The 26,777-nt window shown below is 43.5% G+C and carries 27 protein-coding genes; all 27 read right to left on the reverse strand.

Annotation, left to right across the window (positions count from 1 at the left end; all coding sequences use genetic code 11):
- Positions 1-3: 3 nt before the first annotated feature.
- Entirely contained in the window at positions 4-957 is a 954-nt protein-coding gene (locus K401_RS0129170; RefSeq protein WP_024296267.1) for an ABC transporter ATP-binding protein, read from the reverse strand.
- Positions 958-959: 2 nt separating this feature from the next.
- Positions 960-1,940: an ABC transporter ATP-binding protein gene (locus tag K401_RS0129175; RefSeq protein ID WP_024296268.1), complete on the reverse strand. Its 981-nt coding sequence runs from the start codon at positions 1,938-1,940 to the stop codon at positions 960-962.
- A gap of 12 nt (positions 1,941-1,952) precedes the next feature.
- On the reverse strand, positions 1,953-2,825 hold the full coding sequence (locus K401_RS0129180; RefSeq protein WP_024296269.1) for an ABC transporter permease: 873 nt from the start codon (positions 2,823-2,825) through the stop codon (positions 1,953-1,955).
- A 19-nt stretch (positions 2,826-2,844) separates the two neighbouring features.
- Positions 2,845-3,768 (reverse strand): ABC transporter permease, encoded by a 924-nt coding sequence (locus K401_RS0129185; protein WP_024296270.1) that lies wholly within the window; start codon positions 3,766-3,768, stop codon positions 2,845-2,847.
- Positions 3,769-3,843: 75 nt separating this feature from the next.
- A complete protein-coding gene (locus K401_RS0129190; RefSeq protein WP_024296271.1) occupies positions 3,844-5,463 on the reverse strand; it encodes an ABC transporter substrate-binding protein in 1,620 nt (539 codons plus the stop codon).
- 714 nt (positions 5,464-6,177) lie between these two features.
- Positions 6,178-6,864, reverse strand: a complete 687-nt coding sequence (locus K401_RS0129195) for an MBL fold metallo-hydrolase (RefSeq protein WP_024296272.1) — start codon at positions 6,862-6,864, stop codon at positions 6,178-6,180.
- An 85-nt stretch (positions 6,865-6,949) separates the two neighbouring features.
- Complete coding sequence (locus K401_RS0129200) at positions 6,950-7,150, reverse strand: putative immunity protein (RefSeq protein ID WP_024296273.1); 201 nt, start codon at positions 7,148-7,150, stop codon at positions 6,950-6,952.
- Between the two features lie 83 nt (positions 7,151-7,233).
- Positions 7,234-7,656, reverse strand: coding sequence for a VOC family protein (locus K401_RS0129205; RefSeq protein ID WP_024296274.1), 423 nt, complete (start codon positions 7,654-7,656; stop codon positions 7,234-7,236).
- Between the two features lie 206 nt (positions 7,657-7,862).
- Positions 7,863-8,405: an AAA family ATPase gene (locus K401_RS0129210; protein ID WP_027352265.1), complete on the reverse strand. Its 543-nt coding sequence runs from the start codon at positions 8,403-8,405 to the stop codon at positions 7,863-7,865.
- Positions 8,406-8,621: 216 nt separating this feature from the next.
- Entirely contained in the window at positions 8,622-9,062 is a 441-nt protein-coding gene (locus K401_RS0129215; protein ID WP_024296276.1) for a YolD-like family protein, read from the reverse strand.
- The gene (locus K401_RS0129220) at positions 9,059-10,582 is read right to left on the reverse strand and encodes a Y-family DNA polymerase (RefSeq protein ID WP_024296277.1); all 1,524 of its coding nucleotides are present in this window, start codon (positions 10,580-10,582) and stop codon (positions 9,059-9,061) included. The genes K401_RS0129215 and K401_RS0129220 overlap by 4 nt, the downstream gene beginning before the upstream one ends.
- Before the next feature lie 155 nt (positions 10,583-10,737).
- Positions 10,738-11,535 carry a sugar phosphate isomerase/epimerase family protein gene (locus tag K401_RS0129230; protein WP_024296278.1) on the reverse strand — a complete coding sequence of 266 codons (798 nt, stop codon included), beginning with the start codon at positions 11,533-11,535 and terminating at the stop codon, positions 10,738-10,740.
- A gap of 1 nt (position 11,536) precedes the next feature.
- Positions 11,537-12,421: a 2-hydroxy-3-oxopropionate reductase gene (garR, locus tag K401_RS0129235; RefSeq protein ID WP_024296279.1), complete on the reverse strand. Its 885-nt coding sequence runs from the start codon at positions 12,419-12,421 to the stop codon at positions 11,537-11,539.
- Positions 12,422-12,438: 17 nt separating this feature from the next.
- Positions 12,439-13,371: a transketolase family protein gene (locus tag K401_RS0129240; RefSeq protein ID WP_024296280.1), complete on the reverse strand. Its 933-nt coding sequence runs from the start codon at positions 13,369-13,371 to the stop codon at positions 12,439-12,441.
- On the reverse strand, positions 13,358-14,203 hold the full coding sequence (locus K401_RS0129245) for a transketolase (protein ID WP_024296281.1): 846 nt from the start codon (positions 14,201-14,203) through the stop codon (positions 13,358-13,360). The genes K401_RS0129240 and K401_RS0129245 overlap by 14 nt, the downstream gene beginning before the upstream one ends.
- A 20-nt stretch (positions 14,204-14,223) precedes the next feature.
- Positions 14,224-14,904 carry an aspartate/glutamate racemase family protein gene (locus tag K401_RS0129250; protein ID WP_024296282.1) on the reverse strand — a complete coding sequence of 227 codons (681 nt, stop codon included), beginning with the start codon at positions 14,902-14,904 and terminating at the stop codon, positions 14,224-14,226.
- A gap of 18 nt (positions 14,905-14,922) precedes the next feature.
- Positions 14,923-16,581 (reverse strand): GH39 family glycosyl hydrolase, encoded by a 1,659-nt coding sequence (locus K401_RS0129255; protein ID WP_024296283.1) that lies wholly within the window; start codon positions 16,579-16,581, stop codon positions 14,923-14,925.
- Positions 16,582-16,598: 17 nt separating this feature from the next.
- Positions 16,599-17,627: an ABC transporter ATP-binding protein gene (locus K401_RS0129260; RefSeq protein ID WP_024296284.1), complete on the reverse strand. Its 1,029-nt coding sequence runs from the start codon at positions 17,625-17,627 to the stop codon at positions 16,599-16,601.
- A gap of 3 nt (positions 17,628-17,630) precedes the next feature.
- A complete protein-coding gene (locus K401_RS0129265) occupies positions 17,631-18,626 on the reverse strand; it encodes an ABC transporter ATP-binding protein (protein WP_024296285.1) in 996 nt (331 codons plus the stop codon).
- A 14-nt stretch (positions 18,627-18,640) separates the two neighbouring features.
- A complete protein-coding gene (locus K401_RS0129270) occupies positions 18,641-19,777 on the reverse strand; it encodes an ABC transporter permease (RefSeq protein ID WP_051153145.1) in 1,137 nt (378 codons plus the stop codon).
- Positions 19,778-19,794: 17 nt separating this feature from the next.
- The gene (locus tag K401_RS0129275; RefSeq protein WP_024296287.1) at positions 19,795-20,778 is read right to left on the reverse strand and encodes an ABC transporter permease; all 984 of its coding nucleotides are present in this window, start codon (positions 20,776-20,778) and stop codon (positions 19,795-19,797) included.
- A gap of 83 nt (positions 20,779-20,861) precedes the next feature.
- Positions 20,862-22,886, reverse strand: coding sequence for an ABC transporter substrate-binding protein (locus tag K401_RS0129280; RefSeq protein WP_024296288.1), 2,025 nt, complete (start codon positions 22,884-22,886; stop codon positions 20,862-20,864).
- Positions 22,887-22,960: 74 nt separating this feature from the next.
- Entirely contained in the window at positions 22,961-23,986 is a 1,026-nt protein-coding gene (locus K401_RS0129285; RefSeq protein WP_024296289.1) for a substrate-binding domain-containing protein, read from the reverse strand.
- A gap of 363 nt (positions 23,987-24,349) precedes the next feature.
- Positions 24,350-25,378, reverse strand: coding sequence for a substrate-binding domain-containing protein (locus K401_RS32160; protein ID WP_024296290.1), 1,029 nt, complete (start codon positions 25,376-25,378; stop codon positions 24,350-24,352).
- 183 nt (positions 25,379-25,561) lie between these two features.
- The gene (locus K401_RS0129295; protein ID WP_024347528.1) at positions 25,562-26,035 is read right to left on the reverse strand and encodes a metallophosphoesterase family protein; all 474 of its coding nucleotides are present in this window, start codon (positions 26,033-26,035) and stop codon (positions 25,562-25,564) included.
- Positions 26,036-26,057: 22 nt separating this feature from the next.
- Entirely contained in the window at positions 26,058-26,213 is a 156-nt protein-coding gene (locus K401_RS33115) for a winged helix-turn-helix transcriptional regulator (RefSeq protein ID WP_156945327.1), read from the reverse strand.
- A gap of 308 nt (positions 26,214-26,521) precedes the next feature.
- A complete protein-coding gene (locus K401_RS31650; protein WP_242842340.1) occupies positions 26,522-26,731 on the reverse strand; it encodes a YolD-like family protein in 210 nt (69 codons plus the stop codon).
- Positions 26,732-26,777: the final 46 nt, after the last annotated feature.

Consider the following 26,777-nt stretch of genomic DNA (forward strand, 5'->3'; position numbering starts at 1 on the left):
TCTTCATACGTCTGCTTTCATGCAGCGGACAAAATGTCCTGGTACTGCCTCCCGTAAGGATTGGGGTTGTTTACAGCCTTCATCTGCATATTGGCAGCGACTGGCAAAGCGGCAGCCCGGCTCCGGGTTAATCGGGTTGCCGACTTCCCCCTGAAGCATGTGACGTTCCCGATCCCTTCTAGCCAAATCGGTGGTCGGAATCGCCGAAAGCAGAGCCTTGGTATAGGGGTGATACTGATGGGCAAACAATTCTTTGCGGGAGGCGTACTCCACCACCTGGCCCAGATACATAACCGCAATGGTATTGCTGATATGTCGGACCACACAAAGATCATGAGTAATAAACATATACGCCAGCCCTTTTTGATCCTGCAAATCCATCAGCAGATTAATAATCTGAGCCTGAATCGACACATCCAGTGCTGACACCGGTTCGTCACAGACAATAAACCGAGGATCGACCGCCAATGCACGGGCCAAACCGACCCGCTGCCGCCTTCCGCCATCCAATTCGTGGGGATAGGTGTTGTAGTAGCGTTCCGGCAGGCCGCACATATCCATCAATTCCTGTACTTTGTACCGCATAGTCTCCTGGCCGCGGACAATCTTGGTCACTTTCATCGGCTCAGCAATGATCTCACCAACCGAAAGCCGCGGATTCAGTGAAGTAAATGGGTCCTGAAAAATCATCTGCATGTTGGTACGCATCTGCTTCATCTGCTTCTTGTTATAGCCCAGAATGTTCTGACCCTGATAGAGAATCTCGCCTTCCGTGGCATCCAGCAGCCGCATCAGAGTTCGCCCCAGAGTCGATTTGCCGCAGCCGGACTCACCGACAATCCCTAGTGTTTCGCCTTCGTTAATCCGGATATTCACATCATCCACCGCATGTAAAAGACCTTTGGGAGTATTAAAGTATTTTTTTAAGTTTCTGGTCTCAATAATCGGCGCACCCATTCTTATTCCCCTCCTTTGGTCTGAAATTGAAAACATTTTATGCGGTGGCTGCCTTTGGCAAATACTGGCGGCTCCTGCTGCCTGCAGATGTCCCGGCAGTACCGGCAGCGATCTGCAAATTTACACCCGGCAGGAAGGTTGGAGGGGTCCACCATGAAACCGGGAATCGGAATCAGCCGCTCCATATCCGTCGTTAGATTTGGAATGCTGTTAAACAGCCCCTCGGTATATGGATGATTTTTCGCTCTGGTAAAAATATCCTCTACCGAGCCCTGTTCTATCACTTCCCCGGAATAAACGACAGCTACATTCTCACAAAATTCTGCCACTACCCCTAAATCATGGGTAATCAAAACCATGGCGGTATTATATTTCTCCTTTAATTCCTGCATTAGATGAAGAATCTGAGCCTGAATGGTCACGTCCAAGGCCGTGGTGGGCTCATCTGCCAAAAGCAGCTCTGGTTCTGCGACCAATGCCATAGCAATCCCGATCCGCTGTTTCATCCCGCCGCTGAACTGATGGGGATAATTGGTCTTCCGATGCTTTTGAATACCAACCAGTTCAAGAATCGAATCCACCTTTTTATCCTTTGCTTCTTTTGTCATATCCGGGAAATGCAATTCCAAAACCTCATAGATCTGATCACCAACCGGAATAATCGGATTTAAGCTTGTCATTGGATCCTGAAAGATCATGGCAATCCGAGCCCCGCGAATATCCCGCATCGTGTGACTGTTAGCATGTATTACATCAATGCCGTCGTATGTAATGCTTCCTTTTGTGATTTCACCGACTCTGATGGGCAAAAGCTTTAAAACGCTTAACGCAACTGTTGATTTTCCAGCTCCGGTCTCTCCCACCAGCCCCAGCGTTTCACCGGCTTTCAATTTTAAATTAAATCCATTGACAGCATGAACCACGGCTTCGTCAGTGTTATACTGAACATGTAAATCATCTATTTCAAGTAAATATTTTTCCATCTTTCCCACCCCTTAGCTCTTTGTCCGCGGATCCAGCGCATCCCGTAAACCGTCACCGATAAAGTTCAGGCACATAACCGAAATGGCAATAAATATGCCGGGGACCATACCCAAATAAGGATAGTAACGGATATTTGTTCGGTTTTCTGATAAAATAGTGCCCCATTCCGGTGTTGGCGATGCTACCCCAATGCCCAGGAAACCCAGTGATGCTATGGCCAGAATGGTTTCTCCCAAACCTAACGTTGCCTGAACCACAACCGGTCCCAAACCATTTGGAACCACATGCTTGAAAATAATCCGCAGCGGACTGGTTCCGCAGCATTTAGCCGCCTCCACATATTCCTGATTTCTGAGAATCATGATCGATGCCCTGATAGTTCGTGCATATTTGGGAAATGCTGCGATGGATAAAGCGATCAACATTTTAAAAGTTCCCTGCCCCAATGCTGATACTACCGCCATAGACAAAAGCATTCTTGGCACTGCCATGAAGATATCGCAAATTCTCATAATAATATCATCAACCCTGCCGCCGCAATAGCCGGCAATGCCTCCCAGGGTTATCCCCACTGTCAATGCCAGTGCCACTACAACTAATCCTGCCAGCAGAGAAATTCTTCCGCCATAAATGATCCGGGCAAATAAATCTCTGCCAAACTGGTCGGTTCCGAAGATGAATTCGGCTCCCGGGGAAATAAAACGATTTATCATATTTTGTTTGTAGACCGCTTCATATTGTATATAGAGAGGGGCCATAATACACATCAGCGCCAGCACCGTGATGACGGCCAGCCCCACCATCGCCAGCTTGTTCTTTCGGAAACGGAAAACAATCATCCCTAACTGGCTTTTATTAGCAATTTTGCTTTTTTGCTTACTCAATTTATTATCCTCCTTTTTATCAAGAGCCCAGTTTTACCCGCGGATCAATAAATGCATAAGTCAAATCCACCAGCAAATTAACCACACCGACAAAAACTGCAATGATTACGATAATCCCCATGACAACCGGGATATCCCTCAGCTTAACAGCATTGATCAGAAGGCTTGCGACTCCGGGGATAGCAAATACAGTTTCCGTAACAATAGCACCGCCAACCAAATTTGCAAACTGGCTGCCGATACTGGTAACAACCGGCAGCATACCGTTTCTTAAAACATGCTTCATAATAATCCGGCCCTCAGAGGCCCCTTTGGATCTGGCGGTCCGGACATAGTCCAGTTTGTTGACCTCCAGAATACTGGTTCTGGTCAATCGCACCTGACCGGCAAGGGAAGCACTGGCTAACGTAATCGCCGGCAGAATAAAATGACGGACCGATCCCGCTCCGGTTGCCGGAAACCACCCCAACTGAATACAAAAGAAAATCTGTGCCATCAGCCCAAACCAAAAGGCTGGCAGAGATGAAAAAAGCATTGCCAAAACCAGCGTAACATAGTCCAACACCCCGTTTTGCCTGACCGCAGCAAATACTCCCAGCGGAATCCCAATAAAAGCAGCGATTGCCATGGACATCAAACCTAAAGACAGCGTATTGGGAAGTCTTGATACAAATTCTGACATAACATCATAGCCGTTGTACCAGGAAGTACCGAAATTACCGATTAAGACATCTTTCATATAACTGAAATAACGTATTAAAACGGGCTTATCCAGTCCCAGTTCCAACTGTTTTGCCACGATTTCTTCATATGATGCATCAGTTCCCAATATTAGCTTGGCCGGATCACCAGGAGCCATGCTCATGATGATATAGATAAACATTGTAATACCGACCACAACCGGAATCAGCATTAGAATTCTCTTAAAAACATACTTAGCCATACTACACCTCATTTTTAGAAAAGGGGAGTTTTAACTCCCCTCTTGTCCCGTCTGATTGTTTACTGAAAACGACTCCTACCAACTCCAGTCATTAAAATAATAGAGACCGGTCAATGCTCTTGGCACCACACCTTTAATTGATGAATTAAATGCACAGGCATTTACTTCATAATACAAGCAGACACTTAATGCATGTTCGGCAATCAAATTGCAGGCAGCCGCATAATTTTCTTTTCTTTTTTCCGGATCAGTTTCCGTTCTTCCTGCGGTCAGGTATGCATCCATCTCAGGAGAGGTGATTCCCGCATCGTAAAGTCCCGGCTGTACCAGAAACTCACTGTGATATTGGAAAAACATGCCGTCCGCATCAAGAACCGACACTCCCTGCGCCCGGACAGACGCTCCAAATTCGCCGGCATCTGCCGCTGCCTGATAGGAGGCAGCATCCAGCGCATTTACCGTACAATTGATTCCCAGTTCAATCAGCTGTCCCTGAATAATCTGTGAAGCGCTTTCATTCCTGCTTCCTGCTACGGTCAGAATCTTAAATTCTTCCCCGTTATAGCCGGATTTTGCCAGATACTCTTTAGCTGTATCCAGATTATACTCAACCACCTCATAGGTGCCCGCATCCGGTCTTCCAGAGAAGGAAGGAGCAATCGGAATATCCCCAACCGTTGCATAGCCTTCGTAAACACCGATATTGACTTCCTCTTTGTTGATACCATACATCAGTGCTTTTCTAAAATTAATATCTTTTGCCGGGCCTTCATTTAAGTTCAGATGCATACTGCACATAGAAGATGCATCTGTTGTCTGCCATGTTACTTTATCAGATTTGAGCTTGGTCAGAGATCCAACATTTGCCTGAATCAAGACATCGATATCCCCATTTTCCAAAGAAACCATCTGGGTATTGATATCCGTTAAAATCAAATAGGTCACGTGCTTGATAGCCGGTACCCCGCCCCAATAGTTATCAAACGCTTCCATAGTAATCCGGTCACCGGAAACACGGGATACAAAGGTGTAGGGACCTGTTCCGACTGGCTTATCATTATAGGCATCCTCTCCCACACTCTCATACAGTGCTTTGGATACCACTAGTGCATAGCGTCCAGCCAAAGCATTCAGAAACGGGCCATAAGGAGCAGTCAGGGTAATTACTACCGTCTTGTCATCAGTTGCCACTGCACTGTCTAAATTAGCCAACTGTGCGGCTCCCTGGGCAGTATGTCCGGCTGTGTCAATGGAAAAGGCCACATCATCTGCTGTCATCTTTGTGCCGTCATGGAAATATACATCATCCCTGATATGCAGGGTGTACGTTTTTCCGTCATCAGAAACCTCCCAGCTTTCAGCCAGCAGGGGCTCATGGGAACCGTCTGGGCCAAACTTAATCGGTGTTTCGTATACATTATGTAGAATCGGAACCTCATCCATATTTGTCTTCAATGAACTGTGGAATGGGAAGAAACAATCCGGCTCTGCGGCACAGGCTACAATGACTGTATCTTTCCCCCCGGAATCTGTGCTGCTGCCATCTGCACTGCTGTTTCCCGAAGATGAGGCATCGGAATTCTGTGCCTGTAAAGCCGTTCCTCCGGAATTGCTGACGGCCCCCCCGCCGCAGGCTGCTAGTGAAAAAGTCATACTTGCTGCCAGCATTATTGCCAATACTTTGCTCATTTTCATTAAACCTTCCTCCTGATATTTTAGAATTTTTATTTTTTGCACACATGATTCAAAATTATCCCCCCTCTCTGCATAATGTATTCTTTATGTGTGCTTTTCTTACTTTTACACTTATTTTTTCTTATTTTCGTATACATTATATCATTAAAAAATCATTGATTATATTGACATTCTCTACAAAATGTATACATTTTGTTGTAAATATTGCATAACATGCCGCATTTAAATCAATTATTGTATACTTTTTTAGTTGACTTCATTCTTATTTCGCTCTGATCATTATCATTGCCATGATTCTCTTCTACGTTTTAAGAATGCTTATCATTCCAGTCTGCTTAATCATTGGTGTTAGAATTTAAATACTGCATGTCAAAATGAAAATTTTCAAAAAAATAATTCCGGTACAATCAAAGTATCAAATGTAGGTACTGGAAGCCTGTACCAAACTCCCGACGGATTCTTTATTGCAAAGATCAAGTTATACATGTCAGAACTTTGAATCAGTAACAAACCAATTCAACAGATTTGCGAAGCAATATAATAAGGCAGCTTGAAATACCCATTGAAAAACATTTATCAAAAAAAAGGCACATTTCCATGTTTTGAAAATGTACCTTTCATTATTGTCCTTGCTTTTTGTTAAGTGTTCCATTTCTATAAGTTAAGATTTAAACCGACAAATTGGAATTTGCATATTTTTTCTGCAAAGAAACATTATATCGATTTCAAATAATACAATAACTCACATTTAGTAAGTGGGTCTGCATGACCCAAAATACAATATTGATAATCTGTACCTTCTATCAGATTTATCAATTTCTCTAATTTCTCTCTATCCATGTAAGAATCATTAAAGAAATCCTCACTTGTTGAATCTCCCAAAAACAATACTTTTTCTTCAGGCACATAAATAAGCACGGTATCTTCTGAGTGGGGCGATTCTGCATGGAAGATCTTTGCAGTCATTCCGCCCAAATTAACAGTAAGTTCTTTTTCAAATTGAATATCCGATAGTACGGCAACAATTTTCTTATTATCTTCATACTCTCTGCTGAGGCACTCATCATTCTCTTTTAGAAATTGTATATATGCACTGTCTGATAGTTTGGCTCGTTCAATATCCAAGAACTCGTTCGTTCTGTTATGAGCAATGGATAGTCCATGAATATGATGCATTCCAAATGTATGATCCCAATGCCAATGGGTTATGATTGTAAAATCCGGCTTTTTTAATCCCGCAACTTCTAAAGCTTTATAAAATTCATCAACATGGTCTGCTGAATTACCTGCATCAATGGCAATCATAATTTTTTCACCTTTTAGATAAACCAGCATAGGACGGTCTGTTTCCTGCTGATGTGGATAATAAAATATCCTGCCGCTTATTTTTTTCAGTTCCATTTGTTATCCCACCTTTCCGGCAGCAAATCTTGAAGCAATACTTCATTCATTCCAGTCAATATAATTTGACTGCTTGTAGTATCGTTTACAAATCCTTGTTGAACACAAACCAGCAAATATCATTTCGCAAACGGTCATCATCCGGACGCATTTCTTCAAAATAGTGCAGGACATGCTGAGCGCACTGTGCTGCCCAAACCGCCAACAGATGGTGATCCTCATCTGACAATGTACCGCCTCGGCGAACTGTGATGAACCTTTTGTCACGGATTTTAGGCAATATCATATTATCCTCCCTCATCTATTAATAATAAGCCGCAGTTTGAAACCATCAGATAAATTGGAGTCTGTATAATAATGCTTATGATACTAAGGTTGACTGGGCGGCTCTTCGGCAACGAGATTCCAACTTACGCCGTACTTATCCATAAGCCCCGCATGAAATGTGCTGTAAAATGTTTTTGTCGGCGGAAGGGTAATATGAGCACCAACGCTCAATACATCAAAAATTTTTTGTGCCTCTTTTGCGGAGGGTACTTTTGTAGTTAATTTTATCATGTTACCTTTGGACACTGGCTCTGCTATTTCATCTGCAAACCAAAAAACTGTATCACAGATATTCATTTCAGCATGTAAAATCCAGTCTTTTAGATTTAACGGCGGAGCAGTAACACCTTCCGGTACATACTCTCCATATGGCTGTGACATTAGAATTTTACTACTAAAAGCTGTCTGGTAAAACTCCAATGCTTCACTGCAATTTCCTGCAAATGTAATATAAGGTGTAACCATATCTTTACCTCCCGCTATTTTAATATTCTGTGCATAAAACAAATTCAAATTTATAAGACAGGCATTTCTGTCAGAACACATCATTCAGTAATTCACATTCTTGTTTTAGATAACAAAGTGACCTGTTCATATGGGACTGTGCGAGTTTGTCAAACATCCATCAGGATGCCTCATTAATCTCATTGTTTAAATAATATTCCACATAGTCAATTACCTGATTCGTTCCTCTGCTCCCTGAAATGTAACAAAATATCTTCCACCGATTGCTCCGGTAACTGCGCTGAGGTGTCAAGCCAAAATCCAATTTTAGGAGTTTCTCTCATAAAATCCGCATATAGAGCTTCTGGCGTAAAACCAACATACCCAACCTTTCCCCGCAATGTTTCACGCTGCTTTACTGTTTCCACATTTGGACAAAGTACTATTACATGTACACGACGATCTCCCAGCATATCTAATACGCGGGCAAGTTCCTGACCGTAATAATTGTCCTGCATAACTACGGAAAATCCATTATCATAATAGGTTTTTGCCGCATCTGCAGCCAAACGATAGCGCAGATGCAGCTGCCGGATTGCTTCATCGGACGGCTGCGGGGACATCTCAGCACGTCCTGATACAATCATTGTGCGAAATATATCACCGCGTAAATGTACGCTCTTTTCAATTTTTGAAGTGAGCAGTTCTGCAACTGTTGATTTTCCAGATGCCATAACGCCGGTAATTAAGTAAATTGCTTTTTCCAGCATTGAGTACCTCCTGATTTCATTATCATAATACAAATATATAACCGTAATTTTTAAGGGATCTGCCTTCGAATAACCCAAGTATTCATGAAAATCAGTAATATTCTTTTAATGCATAGTTGACACTGTACTACATATTTTAAAAATATCTTGTGTTAGTTATAATTATTTCTTACCATAAGAAAAATAGTATTCTACCCGGCAACTTCTGATTTTTCGTTATTCATCACAGGAATGGATCGCCATAGTTTCAAATATCTGCCCATCTATACTAATCATATCATCAACGGGGATCACTTCACCACTGGTCATAATGATAACCCGTTCATATTCGTCTATCCTTTTAGCTGTACTTATAGTGGTAACATAGGCACCGCCATTCTTCTTCACATCCGGCCGAAAGTAGGTGATAGCGATTTCAGGATGCTCTTTAAGCCGGTCTGCTATGATTTGTAACTTATCGTTCAAAGCATCCTTCATGTATTCGTCCAATTCAACTTTCTCATCAGTCAGCCTTGCTGTCTCTTTGACAGCCGCATCATAGCCGGTCAGCGCGGCGAAAGGAGAAAACTGAGCTGCCCGGTCAATGACTTCCATATGAGGGTGGGCCGTAGAGACATGGTGCGGTAGATTGATGATGTCGTCATATGCCCTCTTCATGCCTTGTGTCCTCCAATCTGCTTATTTCGGTCTACAGTGGTAGCGCCTTCCTCCAGATTCATACCCTTTAGGATTGCATTCTTGCCGTATTTCTTCTTTATCTCCAGCATTGCTTTCTGCATGCTTTTTTCTCGTGCAAACTCAGCTTCTTCCTCCTCTTTCTTCGCTTGTACAGCCGCATAATCCGTAAAGAGATCAAGCTGTTCAAAGTTGTCTGTCTCATGAACGGTTTCCTCATTCATAACATGATTTGCTGTAATGTTGACTCTCCTGACCATGAGATTTTTATCAACGATGCGTTCAAACAACTCTGTGACGGCTTCCAGAATCAGTTTTGTAGAGGAGGTCTGTCCGCCAAGATTTGCCGTACCATGGGCAGCTTTTGGTACAGAGCGTCCATAGCGGTCAATGGTAATCGCCCCGTGATATGATTTCTTTACCTTGGGGTTTGTCAGATTTTCCATATCATATCCGACTTCTAAAACAAGCTGGTCGGTCACAAGCCTTTTATCCACCAGATCAAGTACCAGCAGATCGGTCATTTCCCGCACGATCAGCTTCGCTTTATCAAAGGTATAGGCACATTGCAGTACCTGCCCCGACCCAATACTGTTTGTACTTGGCTTATACGCTTTAATATCAGCAATTGTGCATGGCTCCCACCCCCATGCATGGTCTATCAACAGCTCCGCATTAATGCCGAACAGCTTGTACAGTAAATCCTCGTTGTAATAATCGGTGTTCTTACCGATAGAGCATCTTGCAATATCTCCCATGGTAAGGAGACCTTGATCCTCCAGCTTCTTAGCATATCCTTTACCTACACGCCAAAAGTCTGTCAGAGGCCGGTGCGACCATAGCAAATGACGGTAGCTCATTTCGTCTAATTCAGCGATCTGCACGCCGTTCTGGTCCGCCGGAATATGCTTTGCCTGAATATCCATAGCTACCTTACAAAGGTACAGGTTTGTGCCGATTCCCGCTGATCCTGTAATTCCAGTCGTTTTAAGAACATCAAGAATTATTTTCGTAGCAAGTTCACGGGCTGAGAGATTGTAGGTGCTGAGATAATCGGTAGCATCAAGAAATATCTCATCAATGGAATAGACATGGATATCTTCTGGTGCGATGTATTTCAAGTAAATATTGTAAATCCTCGTGCTGTATTCTATATAATGCGCCATTCTCGGTGGAGCAATCATATAGTCCAGCGAGGTTTCCGGTGAGGATTTAATTTCAATATCGCTGAAGGAAGCCCCGGAAAAGGCTCGTCCTGGCACGTTTCGTAACCGTGCTGCATTTACTTCCCTGACCCTCTGCACGACCTCAAACAGCCTCGGTCTGCCAGGAATACCGTATGCTTTGAGAGATGGAGAGACGGCGAGACAGATGGTTTTTTCGGTGCGGCTTGCATCAGCGACAACAAGGTTAGTGGTCAGCGGATCAAAACCTCGTTCTATACATTCGACTGAAGCATAAAAGGACTTTAAATCGATTGCAATATAGATTCTGTTCTTCATTTTTATTCTCTGATCGCCTCCTTAAAATTCATCTGCTCCATAACATATAATTTAATTATAGCAAAAAAAAAGAAAAAATATAGCACTGAATTTTTATCAAAAAGAAAAAGCCAGTACTTTGTCCTCAGCAAAATACTGACTTTTGTCCTTTCTATCTATAAAGAGTAAAAATACTTCTTAAGAAACAGCACCTTCTTTATCTCCTCCTCCGGTTCATCAGAATACGCCTCAATGCTCACCCGCTCTGTGAACCTGCCGTTTTTTAACACTTCAAAAAACTCCCCGTATCTCTTATCCGGTTCCAGGGGAAAACGCCGCCCCTCAGGTTTTGCAAAATGTACATGTCTGATATAGGGCATCAGCTCTTTCAACGCATCCAGGGACTCTTCTTCCATGGAAAAATGGTAGTAATCCACCAAAAGCTTCACCGAGGATGCATCTGCAGCGTCCATCAGCGCTTTTCCCTCTTTTAACGTTCTAATGATGTTGCTTTCCATCCGGTTAAGCGGTTCAATGACAATGCAGATTCCCGCAGCCAAAGCATAGGGCTGAACAAGCTTTAACACAGCTGCAATCTGGTCAAATGCCCGGCCAGTGTCAAATCCTTCCGGAACATTTTTGGCCCCGCTGCTGCCAAAAACAATCACCTTCGCCCCCAGTCTCTTTGCCCGGTCTATGGCCTTTTCTACATAGCTTTCAATCTCTTGTTTATTTACCATTTCTCCAGTCAGCCTGATTGAGGCAGGGAAGAAATTATTGCAGCACTCACAGGAAACCCCTGAACGCTCCACTTCAAACAATAAACTTTCAAACTCTTCTTCCGGAAGCTCCATCACCTGGGCAAGCGGAAGCTCCACATAATCATAGCCCGATGAAGCAAGCGCAGGGATATACCCTGCGCCAATTGGATCCACGCTGTTTCCTAACATATTTAAACAACAACCCAATTTCATCTTATCTCTTCACTTCCACATTTTCTTTTTCTTCATAATACCAAAGCACTGCACCATGGTCATAAGCACCCAGTCCTTGTTCCTGAAGTTTATTCATCATTTCAAGCACCTGTTTCGTCATAGGAAGATCCATATCCACTGCCTCTGATGCATGTTTTGCATTGTTTAAATCCTTTATATGCAGTTCAATACGAAATCCTGGTTTAAAGTTTCTGTCAAGCATCATTGGTGCTTTTGCATCCATCACCGTACTTCCCGCCAGTCCGCCACGGATAGCCTGGTATACACGTTCAGGATTCACTCCTGATTTGGCTGCAAGAACCAGAGCTTCAGACATTGCTGCAATATTTACTGCCACAATCATTTGGTTAGCCAGTTTGGTCATGTTTCCGCTTCCGATTTCACCGGTGTGAACCACGGAGGCTCCCATCTTTTCTAAAATCGGCTTAACCTGATCAAACACTTCTTCTTTGCTTCCGCACATAAAGGAAAGCGTCCCGTCAATTGCTTTTGGCTCTCCCCCGCTGACAGGAGCATCAATCATCTCTCCTCCTGCTTCTGATACTGCTTTTTCCAGCTCAATAGAAACAGTAGGATCAATAGAACTCATATCAACAACAATGGTTCCCGGCTTTATCCCCTCCAGCACACCATCTTTTCCTTTCATCACTGTTCTCACATGAGGAGAATTGGGCAGCATGGTTAAGATGATCTCACTCTTTTCGGCTACTTCCTTTGGAGTTTTATATGGCGCTCCACCCGCAGCTTCCACCTCTTTTACCGCCTCTTCATTTACATCACAGATATTCAGCTCATATCCCGCTTTTAATAAGTTCTTAGCCATGGGCCTTCCCATAATTCCCAAACCAATAAAACCAACTTTCATGACAAATGCCCCTTTCTCTATTTACCTGCAGCTTTTTTTATCTCCTTTAGAATACTCCTGGCATCAAGGTGGTAATATTCCAGCAGCTCCTGATGGGAAGATGCGGACTGACCAAACACATCCATCACCGCCACGCTCTGTATGGGAAGCCCTGTTCCACGCAGAATATAGCTGACCAGCATATTCAATCCGCCGTAAATGCTGCTCTCCTCGCAAACTACAACTCCTTTTTTTCCTTCGGCAAGTTCTTTTACCGCCTTCTCATTCAGAGGCTTTATGGTAGGAATGTGAACCACACTTACACCAATTTCCTCTGCCTTAGCCATTTGGGCTGCTTTGAGCGCCTCGTGGGCCATTATTCCATGAGTATATACCGTAACATCGCTTCCATCACAAAGCACCACCGGCTCTCCCACTTTATACTCAACAGAGGAGGGATAGATATCCTCCAGATCATTTCTGCACAGACGGATATAGCAAGGCCCGTCAATGCCTGCAGCTGCCTTGACTGCCATCTGTACCTCCACTCCGTCGCAGGGAGTAAACACCGCCATGTTGGGAATGGCGCTCATAATGGCAATGTCATCAATGGATTGGTGGGTTGCCCCATCTCCAAAGTCGGACATTCCGGAACTGGAGCCCACAATTTTCACCCTTAAATTTGCTGTGGCAATGCTCTGGCGTATCTGATCATATGCTCTTCCCGATGCAAACACTGCAAAGGTATTGACAAAAGGAATTTTTCCCGCCAGGGATAGTCCCCCGGCAAAGCTGGTCATATTCTGCTCTGCAATGCCCATTTCAAAAAAGCGCTCAGGAAAAGCTTCCTCAAACATACAGCTCATGGTTGATTTTCCAAGGTCTGCCTCCAGCACCACTATATCCGGATTATTCTTCCCCAGCCCAACCAGGGTTTTTCCATATTCTACTCTTTGATTATGTATTCCCATGCGAAACCTCCTCAAGTGCCTGTATTGCCTGACTGAATTGTGCCTGGGAAAGTGTTCCGTTGTGGAATGCGGCAACTCCCTCAGCAAAGCATACGCCTTTTCCCTTTATGGTATCCGCGATGATGCATACCGGTTTTTCTTTCACCTCATCGGCCCGGTCAAAGACATCGGCAATGGCATCCATATCATGTCCGTCAATTACCATGACCTCAAAGCCAAAAGCTGCCATCTTTTTTTCGATTTCCCTAATGGGGAAACGCTCTTCCGTCTTTCCGGTAGCCTGCAGCCTGTTCCTGTCGATAATCACCCTTAAGTTATCCAGCTTAAAGTTTGACGCAGCCATAAAACCTTCCCAAAGCTGCCCCTCTGCCAGTTCGCCATCTCCCACCGCTACAAAAACTTTTGAATCCAGTCCATCCAGCTTCAGTCCTGCTGCCAGACCGGCACCAAGGGATACCCCTTGTCCAAGGGAGCCGGTATTTGCCTCAATCCCCGGCAGCTTTCTCATATCCGGATGCCCCTGCAGCTTACTGCCAAGATTCTTTAAGGTATGGATATGGGATTCCTTGTCAAAGTATCCGCACTCCATCAGAGCCGCATATTGAACAATGGCCGCATGCCCTTTACTCAAAATGAATCTGTCCCTGTCCGCCTTTTTCGGTTCTGAGGGATCATGTTTCATCTTATGAAAATACAAAACGGTTACCATATCGGCCAGAGAGCAGGAGCCGCCAAGATGGCCGGCCTTTCCCACTCCAATCATTTCCACAATATCCTTTCGTATCTCTCTGGCTTTCAGTAAAAGTTCCTGTTTTTTCTTTAACTCAAGCATATCTGATTCCCCCTTCTGCCCTATCTGCCTTCCAGAATTTCCCGGACTTTGATAAAGCAGGTCTCCCCGCTATTATACACCGGAACCCTGGTCTCCTTCAAATAAGGTGCCAGCGCTGACATGGACAGCTGTGCCATCACAATACAGTCCACTTCATCCGACAGTTCATCAATAGCTTCCATCAAAATCTTATTGTGAAGCTCAATATCACCTTTTGAATATGCCTCAAATGCCTCGCTGCACAAAACAGTCTTTCTTTCAATCTCCACACCTGCTTCTGCCGCCGCAATGTCAAGAAGCCGTTCGGAGGAAGGTACGGTAGTTACCAGCGTTGCCAGCATACCAATTTTTTTTCCTGTGCGGACAGCCTTTTCCATCATAGGCCGGTCTATCTGTGCGATAGGAGTGTCCACCAGGGGCCTTCCAAGCTCTGCCGCATAATTAAAGGTGGAACAAGCAAGGAGAATTAAATCTACCCCCGCTTCCTCCAGATTATGGGCATACTGGGCAAACTTAAAGTAATTCACCTTAGGAATCACTCCTGGGCCCGCCTTGATATTGTCCCTCTGAATTGTATCATCACAGAGGTGCATGATCTGTACTTGCGGGATGTATTGCTTAATATATGGTTCCATGGCTTTTATGGTAATATGGGATGCATGGATAACCCCCAATGTTTTTTTTCTTAAATCACTGCTCATTGTTATCCTTCTTTCTCTTTACTTAATCACCAAATATGAAACTGCATGGGCCGGCATGTCAAATTTTATTTCCAGCTGTCCGCCATTGATTTCTGCCGAAAAATCATTACACAGCTTTTCCAGTCCATCCCTTGCCTTAATGGCTTCATACTGCTTTCCTTTGGGAAAAATAGGGCTGCCCTGTCTGACCCACTCCGCATATGGATTGGAATGCTCCTCATCAATCCGGTAATGTTCAACGCTTACCTTTTCCTTTTCAATTCCTTCCACCAAAAGCGTGATAAACTGTTGTTCCTTCTTATCCCTGTCGTTGCAATGGCTGTAAATCACCACCTGTACCTCGCCGTTTTTCCCTTTTACCGCAAAGCCGGAAACATCGGTATCTTCTCCTTCTCCGGTGTACCGGCCTTTATTTTTTTCTCCTATTCCAGGCCGGCTGAAGAATTCCAGACCAGATGTTCCATCGCTGGAGAATTCCAGCTTTTCTTCTCCCAGCATTCCATAAATTTTAAACATGTTAAATACTGCTTTATCAATTCCCTGGGTAGTAAAGGTTCTGGTTCCCTCAAAACACCGTTCTCCCGGGAACATAAATGCCCATGCCAAAGGTCTTACCTTCATCTGGTACTGTTGGCAAAGCCGGTCGATTTTTTCATAAGTGGATGCAACATAGGTGGCATAATATTCTGTATTTCTAAAAATCATGTTTGGATTATCATATATCCCGCCTGCTGCCCAACCGTCCGGATCCGCTTCTGATAGAACCACCTCACAGTCCTGATAACCATATTCCACAATGCAGTCAAGGCCCAGCTTTACCTGATGCACCAGACTCTCCACTGACGGAACTGCTTTAGAGGCATGCATCTCAAAGGGGAAGCCGCCGCCTTTTACATGGAAGGTAATAAAATCCAATTGTGCTCCCTTTTCCTGTGTACAGTAATTTGTTCCGTTTTTGCAGTGGTCCAGGAAAAAGCATAAAAACTTCTGGGATCGTTTTCCTTCAAAGATACCAGTCACTGCAGGGCCTGACAGTCTCAGCTCCGGAGACACTCCATGGACAGCATGCTCCGTATAATCGTACAGCTTACAGTATTCTGCTGCCGTCCCTTTCCAGTAAAAGATATCCGGCTCATTCCAAAGTTCATAGTACCAGGTCCTGATTTCATTCATGCCATAGCGCTCAGCCAGATGCTCAATCACCACTTTGATAAAATCATGCCATTTCCTGTAATCCTTTGGAGGGCAAGTCCAGCCGGTTTGCTTATATTGTTCATATTGATCCCAATTTCCTTCTGCCGGAGGCAGATAGTTCAAATCCACCAGATCCTTAGGCATGAACCCCAGTTCAATAAAAGGTTTATTCCCGGTTTGTAAAATCGCATCAACAATCAGGTCATAATAGGTAAAGTCATATGATGGGTTTCCATTTTCATCTTCCCAATAGATATTGGTAGAGCCAAATTTATATGCACCATGGCAATTCCCGGTACAGAACATAAAATGCGTCCTGACATAATATGGGGCATCTTCAAGTGCGGCAAACTTTTCTAAAAGCTCTACCCCCTCTGGTATGTAAGTATAATTGCACTCATCATATCCAATCCACCTCCATAAATGTTCCTGGGTTCCTATAACCTGATCTGCATTCACTTTCACATTGATAGGTCTTCTCATTTCCTTCTTATCCTCCTTTAATCATCACTTTTTTTCTTTAACTCGCCTATCCCTTTCAGCTTAAGCTCTCCCGCAAAGTGGCAGGATACAAAGTGTCCGGGTATAGCTTCTTTTAAGGCAGGGCATACTCTGCTGCATATTTCCTGTGCATACCGGCATCTTGGTTGAAAACAGCATCCGGAAGGCAGGTCTGCCGCGTTTCCGACCTCACCCAGCAGCATAATCCGTTCATTTTTCACCGTGGGATCCGCAACCGGAATAGCAGAAATCAAAGTCTCGGTATAGGGATGCATAGGGTTGTAAAACAGCTCCTCAGTCTCGGTAAGCTCTGCAATTCTCCCTAAGTACATCACACAAACACGGTCCGATATATGCTCCACCACACTCAGATTATGGGCAATGAACATATATGTTAAGTCATATTCCTCCTTTAAATCCTGCAAGAGATTTAAAATCTGTGCCTGAATGGACACATCCAAGGCAGATACTGCTTCATCCGCCACCACAAATTTAGGGCCTGACGCCAATGCCCTGGCAATCCCGATTCTCTGCCGCTGTCCTCCGCTAAATGCATGAGGATAGCGGTTCAAATGCTTTAATTCCAGACCAACCCTGTTAACCAGATATTTCACCCGTTCCGTTATCTCTTCTTCTTTGAATTGCTTTGCAAGCCTCATGGGTTCTGCCACAATATCAAAAACAGTCATTCGCGGGTTAAGAGAGGTATAAGGATTTTGAAAAATCATTTGAATATATCTCCGCGTTTCCCTAAGTTTGTTTTTATTTATAGATGTAAAATCAATTTCCTTATCATCAAAATTAAATTTCACCGTTCCCTCTGTAGGCTCAATGATTCTTAAAATCGTTCTTCCCAAAGTGGTTTTTCCACATCCTGACTCTCCTACCACGCCCAGCACTTCATTTTTAGCAATGCTGATGGTGATGTCATCGACTGCCTTTACCACCCCCACCCGCGCCTTCGTAATACCTGTTTCAATCGGATAATATTTCTTTAATCCTGTAATTTCCAGTAAAGGTTTTTGCATCTTTTATTCTCCTTTAAAATGAAAGCATCTGACCATATGTCCCGGCTCTGCTTCAATCAGGGGTGGTATGCTTTTATTACAATGCCCTGAGCGCTCCTTACACCTGGAATAAAATCCGCATTCCTCCGGTGGATCCAGTGGAACGGGTACATTTCCTTCTATGGCATTTAACCGTTCCTTTGATTTCTTCCCAAGCACCGGCATGGAACTTAACAATGCCCTGGTATAAGGATGGATAGGGTTTTTAAAAATAGCCCTGACGCTTCCGCTCTCCACTACCCTTCCCAGATACATCACCGCTATGGAATCTGCCATTTCCGCAATCACTCCCATATCATGTGTAATATAGATAATGGACATGTTATATTCCTTTTGGAAACGCTTCATTAAATCAGTGATCTGAGCCTGCACCGTTACATCCAGAGCCGTTGTAGGCTCATCTGCAATTAGAATTTTGGGCTTGTTTACCATCGCCAGAGCTATCATTGCTCTCTGACATTGCCCACCGGACATCTGATGGGGATAAGCATCAAATTTCTGCTCTGCATTGGGCATTCCCACTGCCTGAAGCATCTCCACGCACAGCTGCCTGGCTGCCTTTTTATCCTTTTTTTCCTGATGAACCATAACTGCTTCCATCATCTGTGCACCAATACTATAAACCGGCGATAAACTGGCCATAGGCTCCTGGAAAATCATGGATATGTCTTTTCCTCTCAGCTTTCTCATAGCCTTACTGTCCGGATTATAATTTACCAAATCCACCAGTTCATTTTCATCATGATACAGAATCTCTCCCCCCAAAACCTTTCCCGGGTATTGCACGGTACGGAGGATCGAGTGGGCCGTAACACTCTTTCCGCTTCCAGATTCTCCGATGATTCCGATTGTCTCATTCCGTTTTAAGCGAAAGGTGACATCATCCACCGCTTTCAGAGTTCCCGTATCCAGCTTAAAATAGGTCTTTAAGTTATTTACCCTTAAAATGTATTCACTCATCTCTTTTCCCCCTCTTATTTGTATGGATCCGCCGCATCCCTGAGTCCATCCCCCAAAAAGTTAAAGGCAAGAACAGAGATAACCACAAAGAGACCAGGTATCATCATCCACGGATACATGGAAATGGTATTAATGCTTTGTGCATCCTGTAAAAGTACACCCAGGCTTACAATAGGAGGCGTGAGACCGATTCCAAGGAAACTTAAGGATGTTTCCGCCAGAATCATACTGGGTATCGCCAGCGTCACGTTAACAATCAGATAACTGCCAAAGGACGGAAGGAGATGCTTAAGGATGATATATCCATCTGTAGCTCCGGAAACCCTTGCGGCTGTTACAAAATCCTCATTCCTAAGCTCAAGCAGCTTTCCCCGCACCACTCTTGCCAGGCTGGTCCAGCCGATCAGGGACAGAATGATGGTAATTGCAAAATATATTTTCAGGGATGACCATGTAGTGGGAAAGGCCGCTGCAAGAGCCATCCACAGAGGAATACTGGGAATGGACATTAAAAATTCAATAATACGCTGGATGATGGTATCCACTATGCCCCCATAATACCCCGAAATCCCCCCAAAGAAGCAGCCCAGAATGAAGGTAAAACACACACCCACCAATCCCGTGCTCAGAGATATCCGCAAGGCACTCATTACCCTGGAATATAAACACCGGCCGGAAGAGTCTGTACCAAAAGGAAAGAATACATCCTGCTTCGGTGTCCCGAAAAAATGAATGTTTCCCGTTATAACGCCCAACAGTTTATAAGAATCCCCCCTATAAAAAAATCCCAGTTCATGCTTGACGGCGGTGTCTTCTGCATAGTATTTTCTCCAGGTTACCGGATCCTCCTCCTGCTTCAGCCCATAAACAAAAGGCTGTAAAGAAAAGTTCCCCTCTGCATCCACAAAATGTATCTTTGTAGGCGCCATGCTGATGGCAGTAGTGCTTCTCTTGGCAATATCCTGTGTCGCAAAAAACTCGCTGAAAATACCAACCGTATAAAGGATAAGCAGTATCATCATCCCCAGCATTGCCAGCTTATGCTTTTTAAATTTCCTCCACATCAGCTGCCATTGGGTTTCCATATAGATTGATTCTTCCATGGAAATCTCCGCTGTTCCCGCTGCTTTTTTCGTTTTCCCAAAAGTCATGTCATACTCTCCTTCCTTTATTGCAGCCGTATTCTTGGGTCAATCACCACCAGCAGTATATCCGAAATAAAGGTACCCACAACAGTAATTGCCGTTAGCATCAGCACACTGGTTCCTGCAAGATACATATCCTGTGACAGCAGCGCATTGTAGAGCAGGGAGCCAACTGTGGGGATATCTAAAACAATCGCAGTTACCGTAGCGCCTGATACGATGGTAGGCAGAACGCTTCCTATAGAACTGATGATCGGGTTGAGCGCCACACGAACCGGATATTTATAAATCATTTTATTTTCTTTAAGTCCTCTGGCCCTGGCCGCAACTACATATGGCCGCTTAAGCTCATCCAAAAGAGTCGCCCTCAAGATACGGATCACATTAGCCATACTGGCAAGACCGATGACAATAACCGGTATGGGCAGATGCTTGCACAAATCCCACAATTTTGCCATACTCCAGGATGCATTCTGAAATTCCGGTGAGTAAAACCCTCCCACACTCAATCCAAAATAATGGTTGCTGTAGTACATCAGAATCAGTGCCAGAAAGAAGCTGGGAGTAGCCAATCCAACAAATCCCAGAATGGATACCAGGTAGTCTCCCACGGAATACTGGTGTCTGGCGGAATAGATACCGATAGGTATTGCCAGCGCATAGGAGAACACCAGGGTGATCAAGGAAAGAACTATAGTCATGGGCATACGGGTCGCAATCAAATCCTTAACCGGGGTTTTCCACTGGAAAGACTGCCCAAAGTCCCCATGGAACATATTTTTCATCCATAAAAGGTATTGCTTCCACATCGGCTGATCCAGGCCATATTGCTGCCTTAAGCTGAGAACCACCGATTCATCTACTTGTCCCATCTGCTGCTGCAGATTGGCGATATAGGAAGTAAGATAATCCCCAGGAGGAAGCTGAATCACCACAAAGGCAAACACTGACATGACTGCCAGCAAAATAATCATGTAGATAAATCTTCTAACAATATACTTCTTCATTTATCTTTCATCCCTCCTTATTTCCATTTTGCCTTTTCATATCAGGGAAGGCAGGTAATCCGCCTTCCCGTTTAAGTCACACCTTAATTTTTGAAATACCAGGTATCACCGCGATAAGGCTTCCAGAAATTATAATCATTAGCAAAAGCCCCTTCCTTTGGTGTGTTTCCCAGGCGATTGCTGATAATTACCAGCCGTGGGGAGACAGAAACACCGATCAGCCAGCACTGGTCACTGATTCTCTTTAAAATACTTTCTCCCAGAACTGCATACTCAGGATCTGTATTAGACATGGTTCCAAACCTTAAACAGTCATCATAGATTTCCTGAATTTCAACAGGAGGTTTCTCACCTTTGGTTCCATTGCTGTCCCAGTAATCCTTATATGCTCTCATAAATTCCAGATCGTCAAATGCATTCCCGGGACGCAGGCGGCTGAACGCAGCTCCTCTTAAGTTAAACTCACCTACTGAATCCAAAGTAAATGCCTGCATGTTTCGTTCATTTGCAATACCTCTTTCCAGATAGTAAGAGCGCTCCACCTGCTTTAAAGAAACCTTAATACCAACTGCATTCCAGTATTCACAGGCAATCTCAGCTACAGGCACAAATTCTTCAATGGTTTCCAATGCAATATTAAACTCCTGCCCATTTGGCATAAGCCTTACAGTATGGGAGCTGTTCCACTGATATCCGCACTCATCCAGCAATGCATTTGCTTTTTGTGCATCATAATCCAAAAATGCCTGTTCAAATTCTGCCTTCATAAAGGAGGTGTTGGACGCAGCGGTTGCCTGTCTCACATCACCTTTTCCATAGTATAAGGTCTGGTTAATGGTATCCCTGTCCAGAGCATAACTCATTGCCTGGCGGAATTTCACATTGGTAAATACTTCTCTCAAATCCGGATTTTTATCAGTGAGATTGAAGGAAAACGCACAATCCGCACCTCTTGTATTATCAAACAAATACACCTGGTAATTTCCATTAGCCTCATTTTCTTTCAGCATGGTGTAATCGGAAACAGGGAGAGGATTCTCACCTGCCGCATGAATTTCACCGCTGATCAGCTTAAGGGCACGCACATCTTTATCCTGTACAATCATCGCTTTCTGCTCATCTATGTAGGGAAGCTGGTTTCCTTCCTGGTCAACCACATGGTAATATGGATTACGTGCAAAATACTTATTTCCGTTTGTATCGATTCTGTCTAAAACCCATGGATAGACATCTGGAGCCTCGGTATCCGTCTGTGCCTGCGAGTTGTCCACATGCATTTTAAAGCAAAGCACCCATGATTCATACCCTTCTTCCTTTGCAACCTTATCTGCATCCGGATTATAAGTTTTGTGCCACTTCTCCAAATAACTCTTGGGTGCAAAAAATGTCCGGATAATGTTGGTGGAATAACGGGCCATGGTAACCTCAAACGCGGGATTTGGTTCTTCAAAATTAATGGTCAGAGTATAAGGATCGATCTGATTATATACCATGGGTATTCCATTACTACAGTAAGCAGCTTCTACTGCAGGATTGACAGCAGTATTCATGAGAATATCATTGTACCAGAACATCCAGTCGTCAGTGGTAAAGTCCTCTCCATTGGACCACTTCATCCCCTCTCTTAAGTGAATGGTAAATTCAGTGAAATCCTCACTGACATCATAGCTTTTAATCAGGTTTGGCTTAAAGGTCTGCAAATCCTTTTCAATGGTCAGTATAGACTGGAATCGCAATCCTTCCGTATCCACCTGACCCACGCTCGGCCCAAAGGCAGCACCAACATAAGTTCCGCCGTAAACACCGATTTCATCCACTTCAACTACAGCCGGTTCCTTGGGAAGCCGATCCTCAATTTGGGGAAGTTCTCCCTTTTCCACCAGTTCATACAGCAATGGAGATTCCTTGTACCTTCCATCTCCAACGCCTCCGCGAGCCAGATTGTCTGTCCCGGAAGCTCCTGCCTGCGTCCCTCCAGATGTTTTTGCCGGAGCCGCTGCACCTCCTTCCCGGGATGTGGCCGTTGCCGGAGTACCGCTTCCACAGCCTGCAGTTCCAGCAACCATACAAGCTGCCAGTAACACTCCTACAAATCTCCTCTTCTTCATTCTGCTTCCTCTCTTTCCTTTCCTTATTTCAGGTGTTTTTAAGCAACCTTGTTACTTCAGTTATGATTCTATACTCAACTACCCGGCTTTTTTAGTGTATCTCTTGTCATCAGAACCGGTTGGAGAATGATTCGTTTATGAAACTTTTGTTCTTCCAGATTTACATGAGCCTCTTCCATCAGGGAAAAGCATTCTGCAATCATTATATTGGCATCCAGAGAATAGGTGGTAAGCGCCGGAGCAAACTGACCGGCAAGAGGAATATTATCCACGCTGAGCACCGATACCTGATCCGGAACCTCAATTCCTTTTGCCCTAAGAGCTTGGATCAAGCCAATGGCCATCCAGTCATTGGCGGCAAAAACTGCGGTAAAGCTGCGGTGCTCCACAAGGTTGATTACCCGGTCGGCCAGGGAATAACCGCCTCTGAAGTTCATCTTACTTTCCAGAACAACATGTTCAACCGCATGCTTTCTGGCTCCCCGGGTAAATCCGTTTTTACGGTATAGTGCGGAAGCATATGTGTCTGGTCCGGTAATATGAATCAATCGTCTATGACCATAACCGGCCAGGACCTTTGCTGCATTCATACCAATTTTAAAATGATCAAAATAAATCTGCGCAAAATCATCATGATCCGGATAATTTTCAAAGGAAATAATGCGGGGAAACTTTTCCTTGATTCTCGAAAGATCCACTGCTTCAAACTTTCCAATCATCAGAACCGGTGAAACCATATTTCCTTTCTCCAGGGTATCTATGGTCAATGGGATCATATTTACGCTGTTTTTTGCCGAATAGTTGGTCAGCTCCATCAACAGCCTATTGTAAAATGGATCATTCAGCTTAATGCTGGGGGAACAAATAATATTGATGTATTTGCTTTTGATGATGGGAGCTACATAAGTTCCCTTTCCCTCATACTTGATCAGCAGCCCTTCTGACACCAATTGGGCGATAATTTCTCTTATACGCTGCCTGCCTACCCTCATCCTTTGCTCCAGCTTCCGCTCGGACTCCAGCTTGATCAAGCGGTCAGATTGAAGTTCTTTTATCTCTCTGCGCAGTACATCAGCAATTACTTTATTTTCCTCATTCATATTTTCGCTCCTGACTTTTATTGTAAATTTTGCACAATACCCTTTTTGTTTTTAATATAAAAATATTCACAAAAACTACTTTTGGTTTAACCCAAATAAAGTGCATTACTATACATATTTTACAATTTATTCTTATTTTAATTAATATATTGCTTAAAATAACGTTTTCATTTATCTTTTTTATAGTCATTTTTACCAATAATACAACACCCACTTATTCTTGTCAAGTAAATAAAAAAACTAATTATTTTTTTCTGTATTTTAGTTATTTTGCACATTTTTCATTTCCCATACTTGTCTAGTATTACCACACAAAAATAAGGAGTCCTGAAAGTTTCCACTTAAGAAACTTTGGACTCCTTATTATCTATTTCCTGTTTTTTTCAGTGTATCTCTGGTTATTAACACAGGCTGAAGAATCACCCTTTTTTGAAAATGCTTCTCCTTCTGACTTGTCCTGGCTGTATTCATAAGGGAAAAACACTCTGCAATCACCATATTGGCATCAAGAGAGTAGGTGGTGAGCGCAGGAGCGAACTGACCTGCCAAGGGAATATTATCCACGCTGAGCAGAGAAACATAATCGGGTACCTCCAGGCCTTTTGTTCTAAGAGCCTGAATTAAGCCGATAGCCATCCAATCATTAGCGGCGAATATCGCCGTATATTGCTCTTGACTGACCAGTTCTGCAACCTCATCCCCAAGAGAATACCCTCCTGCAAAATTCATCTTGCTTTCCAATACAGTATATTCCATTCCGTTTTTTATGGCTCCTCTGATAAAACCGTCTTTCCGATAGAGAGCAGAAGCAAAGGATGCCGGGCCGGTTATGTGTATCACCTTCATATGTCCATATGCAGCAAGAACTTTAGCTGCATTCATCCCAATTTTAAAATGGTCAAAATAAATCTGTACAAAATCGTCATCATCAGGATAATTCTCAAAGGAAATGATTTGGGAATAGGCCTTTTTTATCTTTTCAAGATGTTCTTCTGCAAACTTACCAATCATCAATACCGGCGAAATAATATCTCCGTTTTCCAGCGTATCCATAGTAAGCGGAATCATGTTCACACTGTTTTTCGCGGAGTATCCCGTAAGTTCCATCAGCATACGGTTATAAAAGGGATCATTTAACTTAATGTCGGGGGAACAGATAATATTTACAAATTCATTTTTTACTAAAGGCGCAATATAAGTTCCTTTTCCTTCATACTTGATCAAAAGCCCCTCCGACACAAGCTGGCTGATGACCTCCCTGATCCGTTGCCTTCCCACTTTAAGCCTTTGTTCTAATTTCCTCTCCGATTCCAGCTTAACCAATCGGTCAGACTGAAGCATTATTATTTCGTGGCGCAGGGCATCTGCAATCTCTTTATTCTCACAATTCATGGCATCTCCCAATTTAATGATGAGATCTTCAAAGCTGACAAAATATTTTTTAAATATTCTGCCGGCATCATTCCCATCCTTTTCATAAATATATTAAAAAATATTAATTACGCGTATTTATTATTCATTTTTATATTTTAGTGACTTTCTTGAAAATTGAAATTACTCTTAAAAGCAAATGTATTATATTCGCCCATTTGAGATGTCATAGGGAATCATCACTTTTTCGTACTGGTAGCGCCCCGCATCCACGATCATACGGCACATTGTGACTTCCAAATCAAAACGCCGTTTACCGCAGCTGCCGGGATTGAGAAACAGTACTCCGTTAATAATTTCAGCAGAATATTTGTGGGAGTGTCCATAGATCACCACGTCCACATTTGTTAAGTATTTTGGGACATCTTTCTTGTTATGAACGATGAAGAATCTTACACCTTCAATTGTGACGGCAATGCTTTTAGGCAGGGCTTCTGCCCATTCTTTATCGTTGTTACCACGCACCACATAAGTCTCTCCCAGCTTTCGCATTGACTCGATAATGTATGGTGTGTTGATATCGCCAGCATGAATGGTACAATCAGCTTCAGCAAGTTCAGCCATAACATGTTCTCGCAGCAGACCATGAGTATCGGATAAGATTGCAATCTGTTTCATGAGCTCCTCTTTCTTAGTTTTGTTAATAATTGTTCCCAACCTGTCTTTGCAGCTCATTGAAACGAATTACCTTGCTTCTATAAATTCTCCACAATATCATTAGCTTCCACTTACCGGACAAAATATTGATTCCCAGCTCCGTAGGGCATATTTCGCTGATTGTAACTGTTTTTGACATCTACATCATCCTTTCTTCTATGGAGTACATATCAAAAAAGATACGTCGTATTAATAAAGTGCATACTTGCTTCCCTTAAAGAATGGTGCTACTCTTTTAGTATAACAAACGGCATCAATTTTACAAGTCGCCATAAGAAAGGAAGATGTTTTTTATGATTATTGATAGCCATGAACATATAATGCTCTCTGTGGAGAGTCAAGTTAAAAAGTTAGAGGCGCTGCCATTGATAAGGCCATTCTGTTTTCCATGACTCCACATCCAGAAAAAACACATAACTATGCGGAATTAAAAGTTTTTCCATTCTATTATTCCCTTGCATTGCCAATCTCCAATGTTCTGCTTACATCATCTATTCGTGTTACCATTCCGGTTACCTGCACATATTCTCTACCCATAAAATACTCCACAGTCACTATGTCTCTTTTCTGAATCTGTCTTAACTTCCAATCTAACTCCTCCTTCTTCTCTTCTGACAGATCACGTTCAGGGACGATAATCTGTTCTTTTTCTCCCACTGCCTCCCGAAACCCTTTTAATGCATCAAAGGGCAAAATTGTTTCG

The sequence above is a fragment of the Lacrimispora indolis DSM 755 genome (assembly GCF_000526995.1).
In the GTDB taxonomy this organism is placed as follows: Bacteria; Bacillota; Clostridia; order Lachnospirales; family Lachnospiraceae; genus Lacrimispora; species Lacrimispora indolis.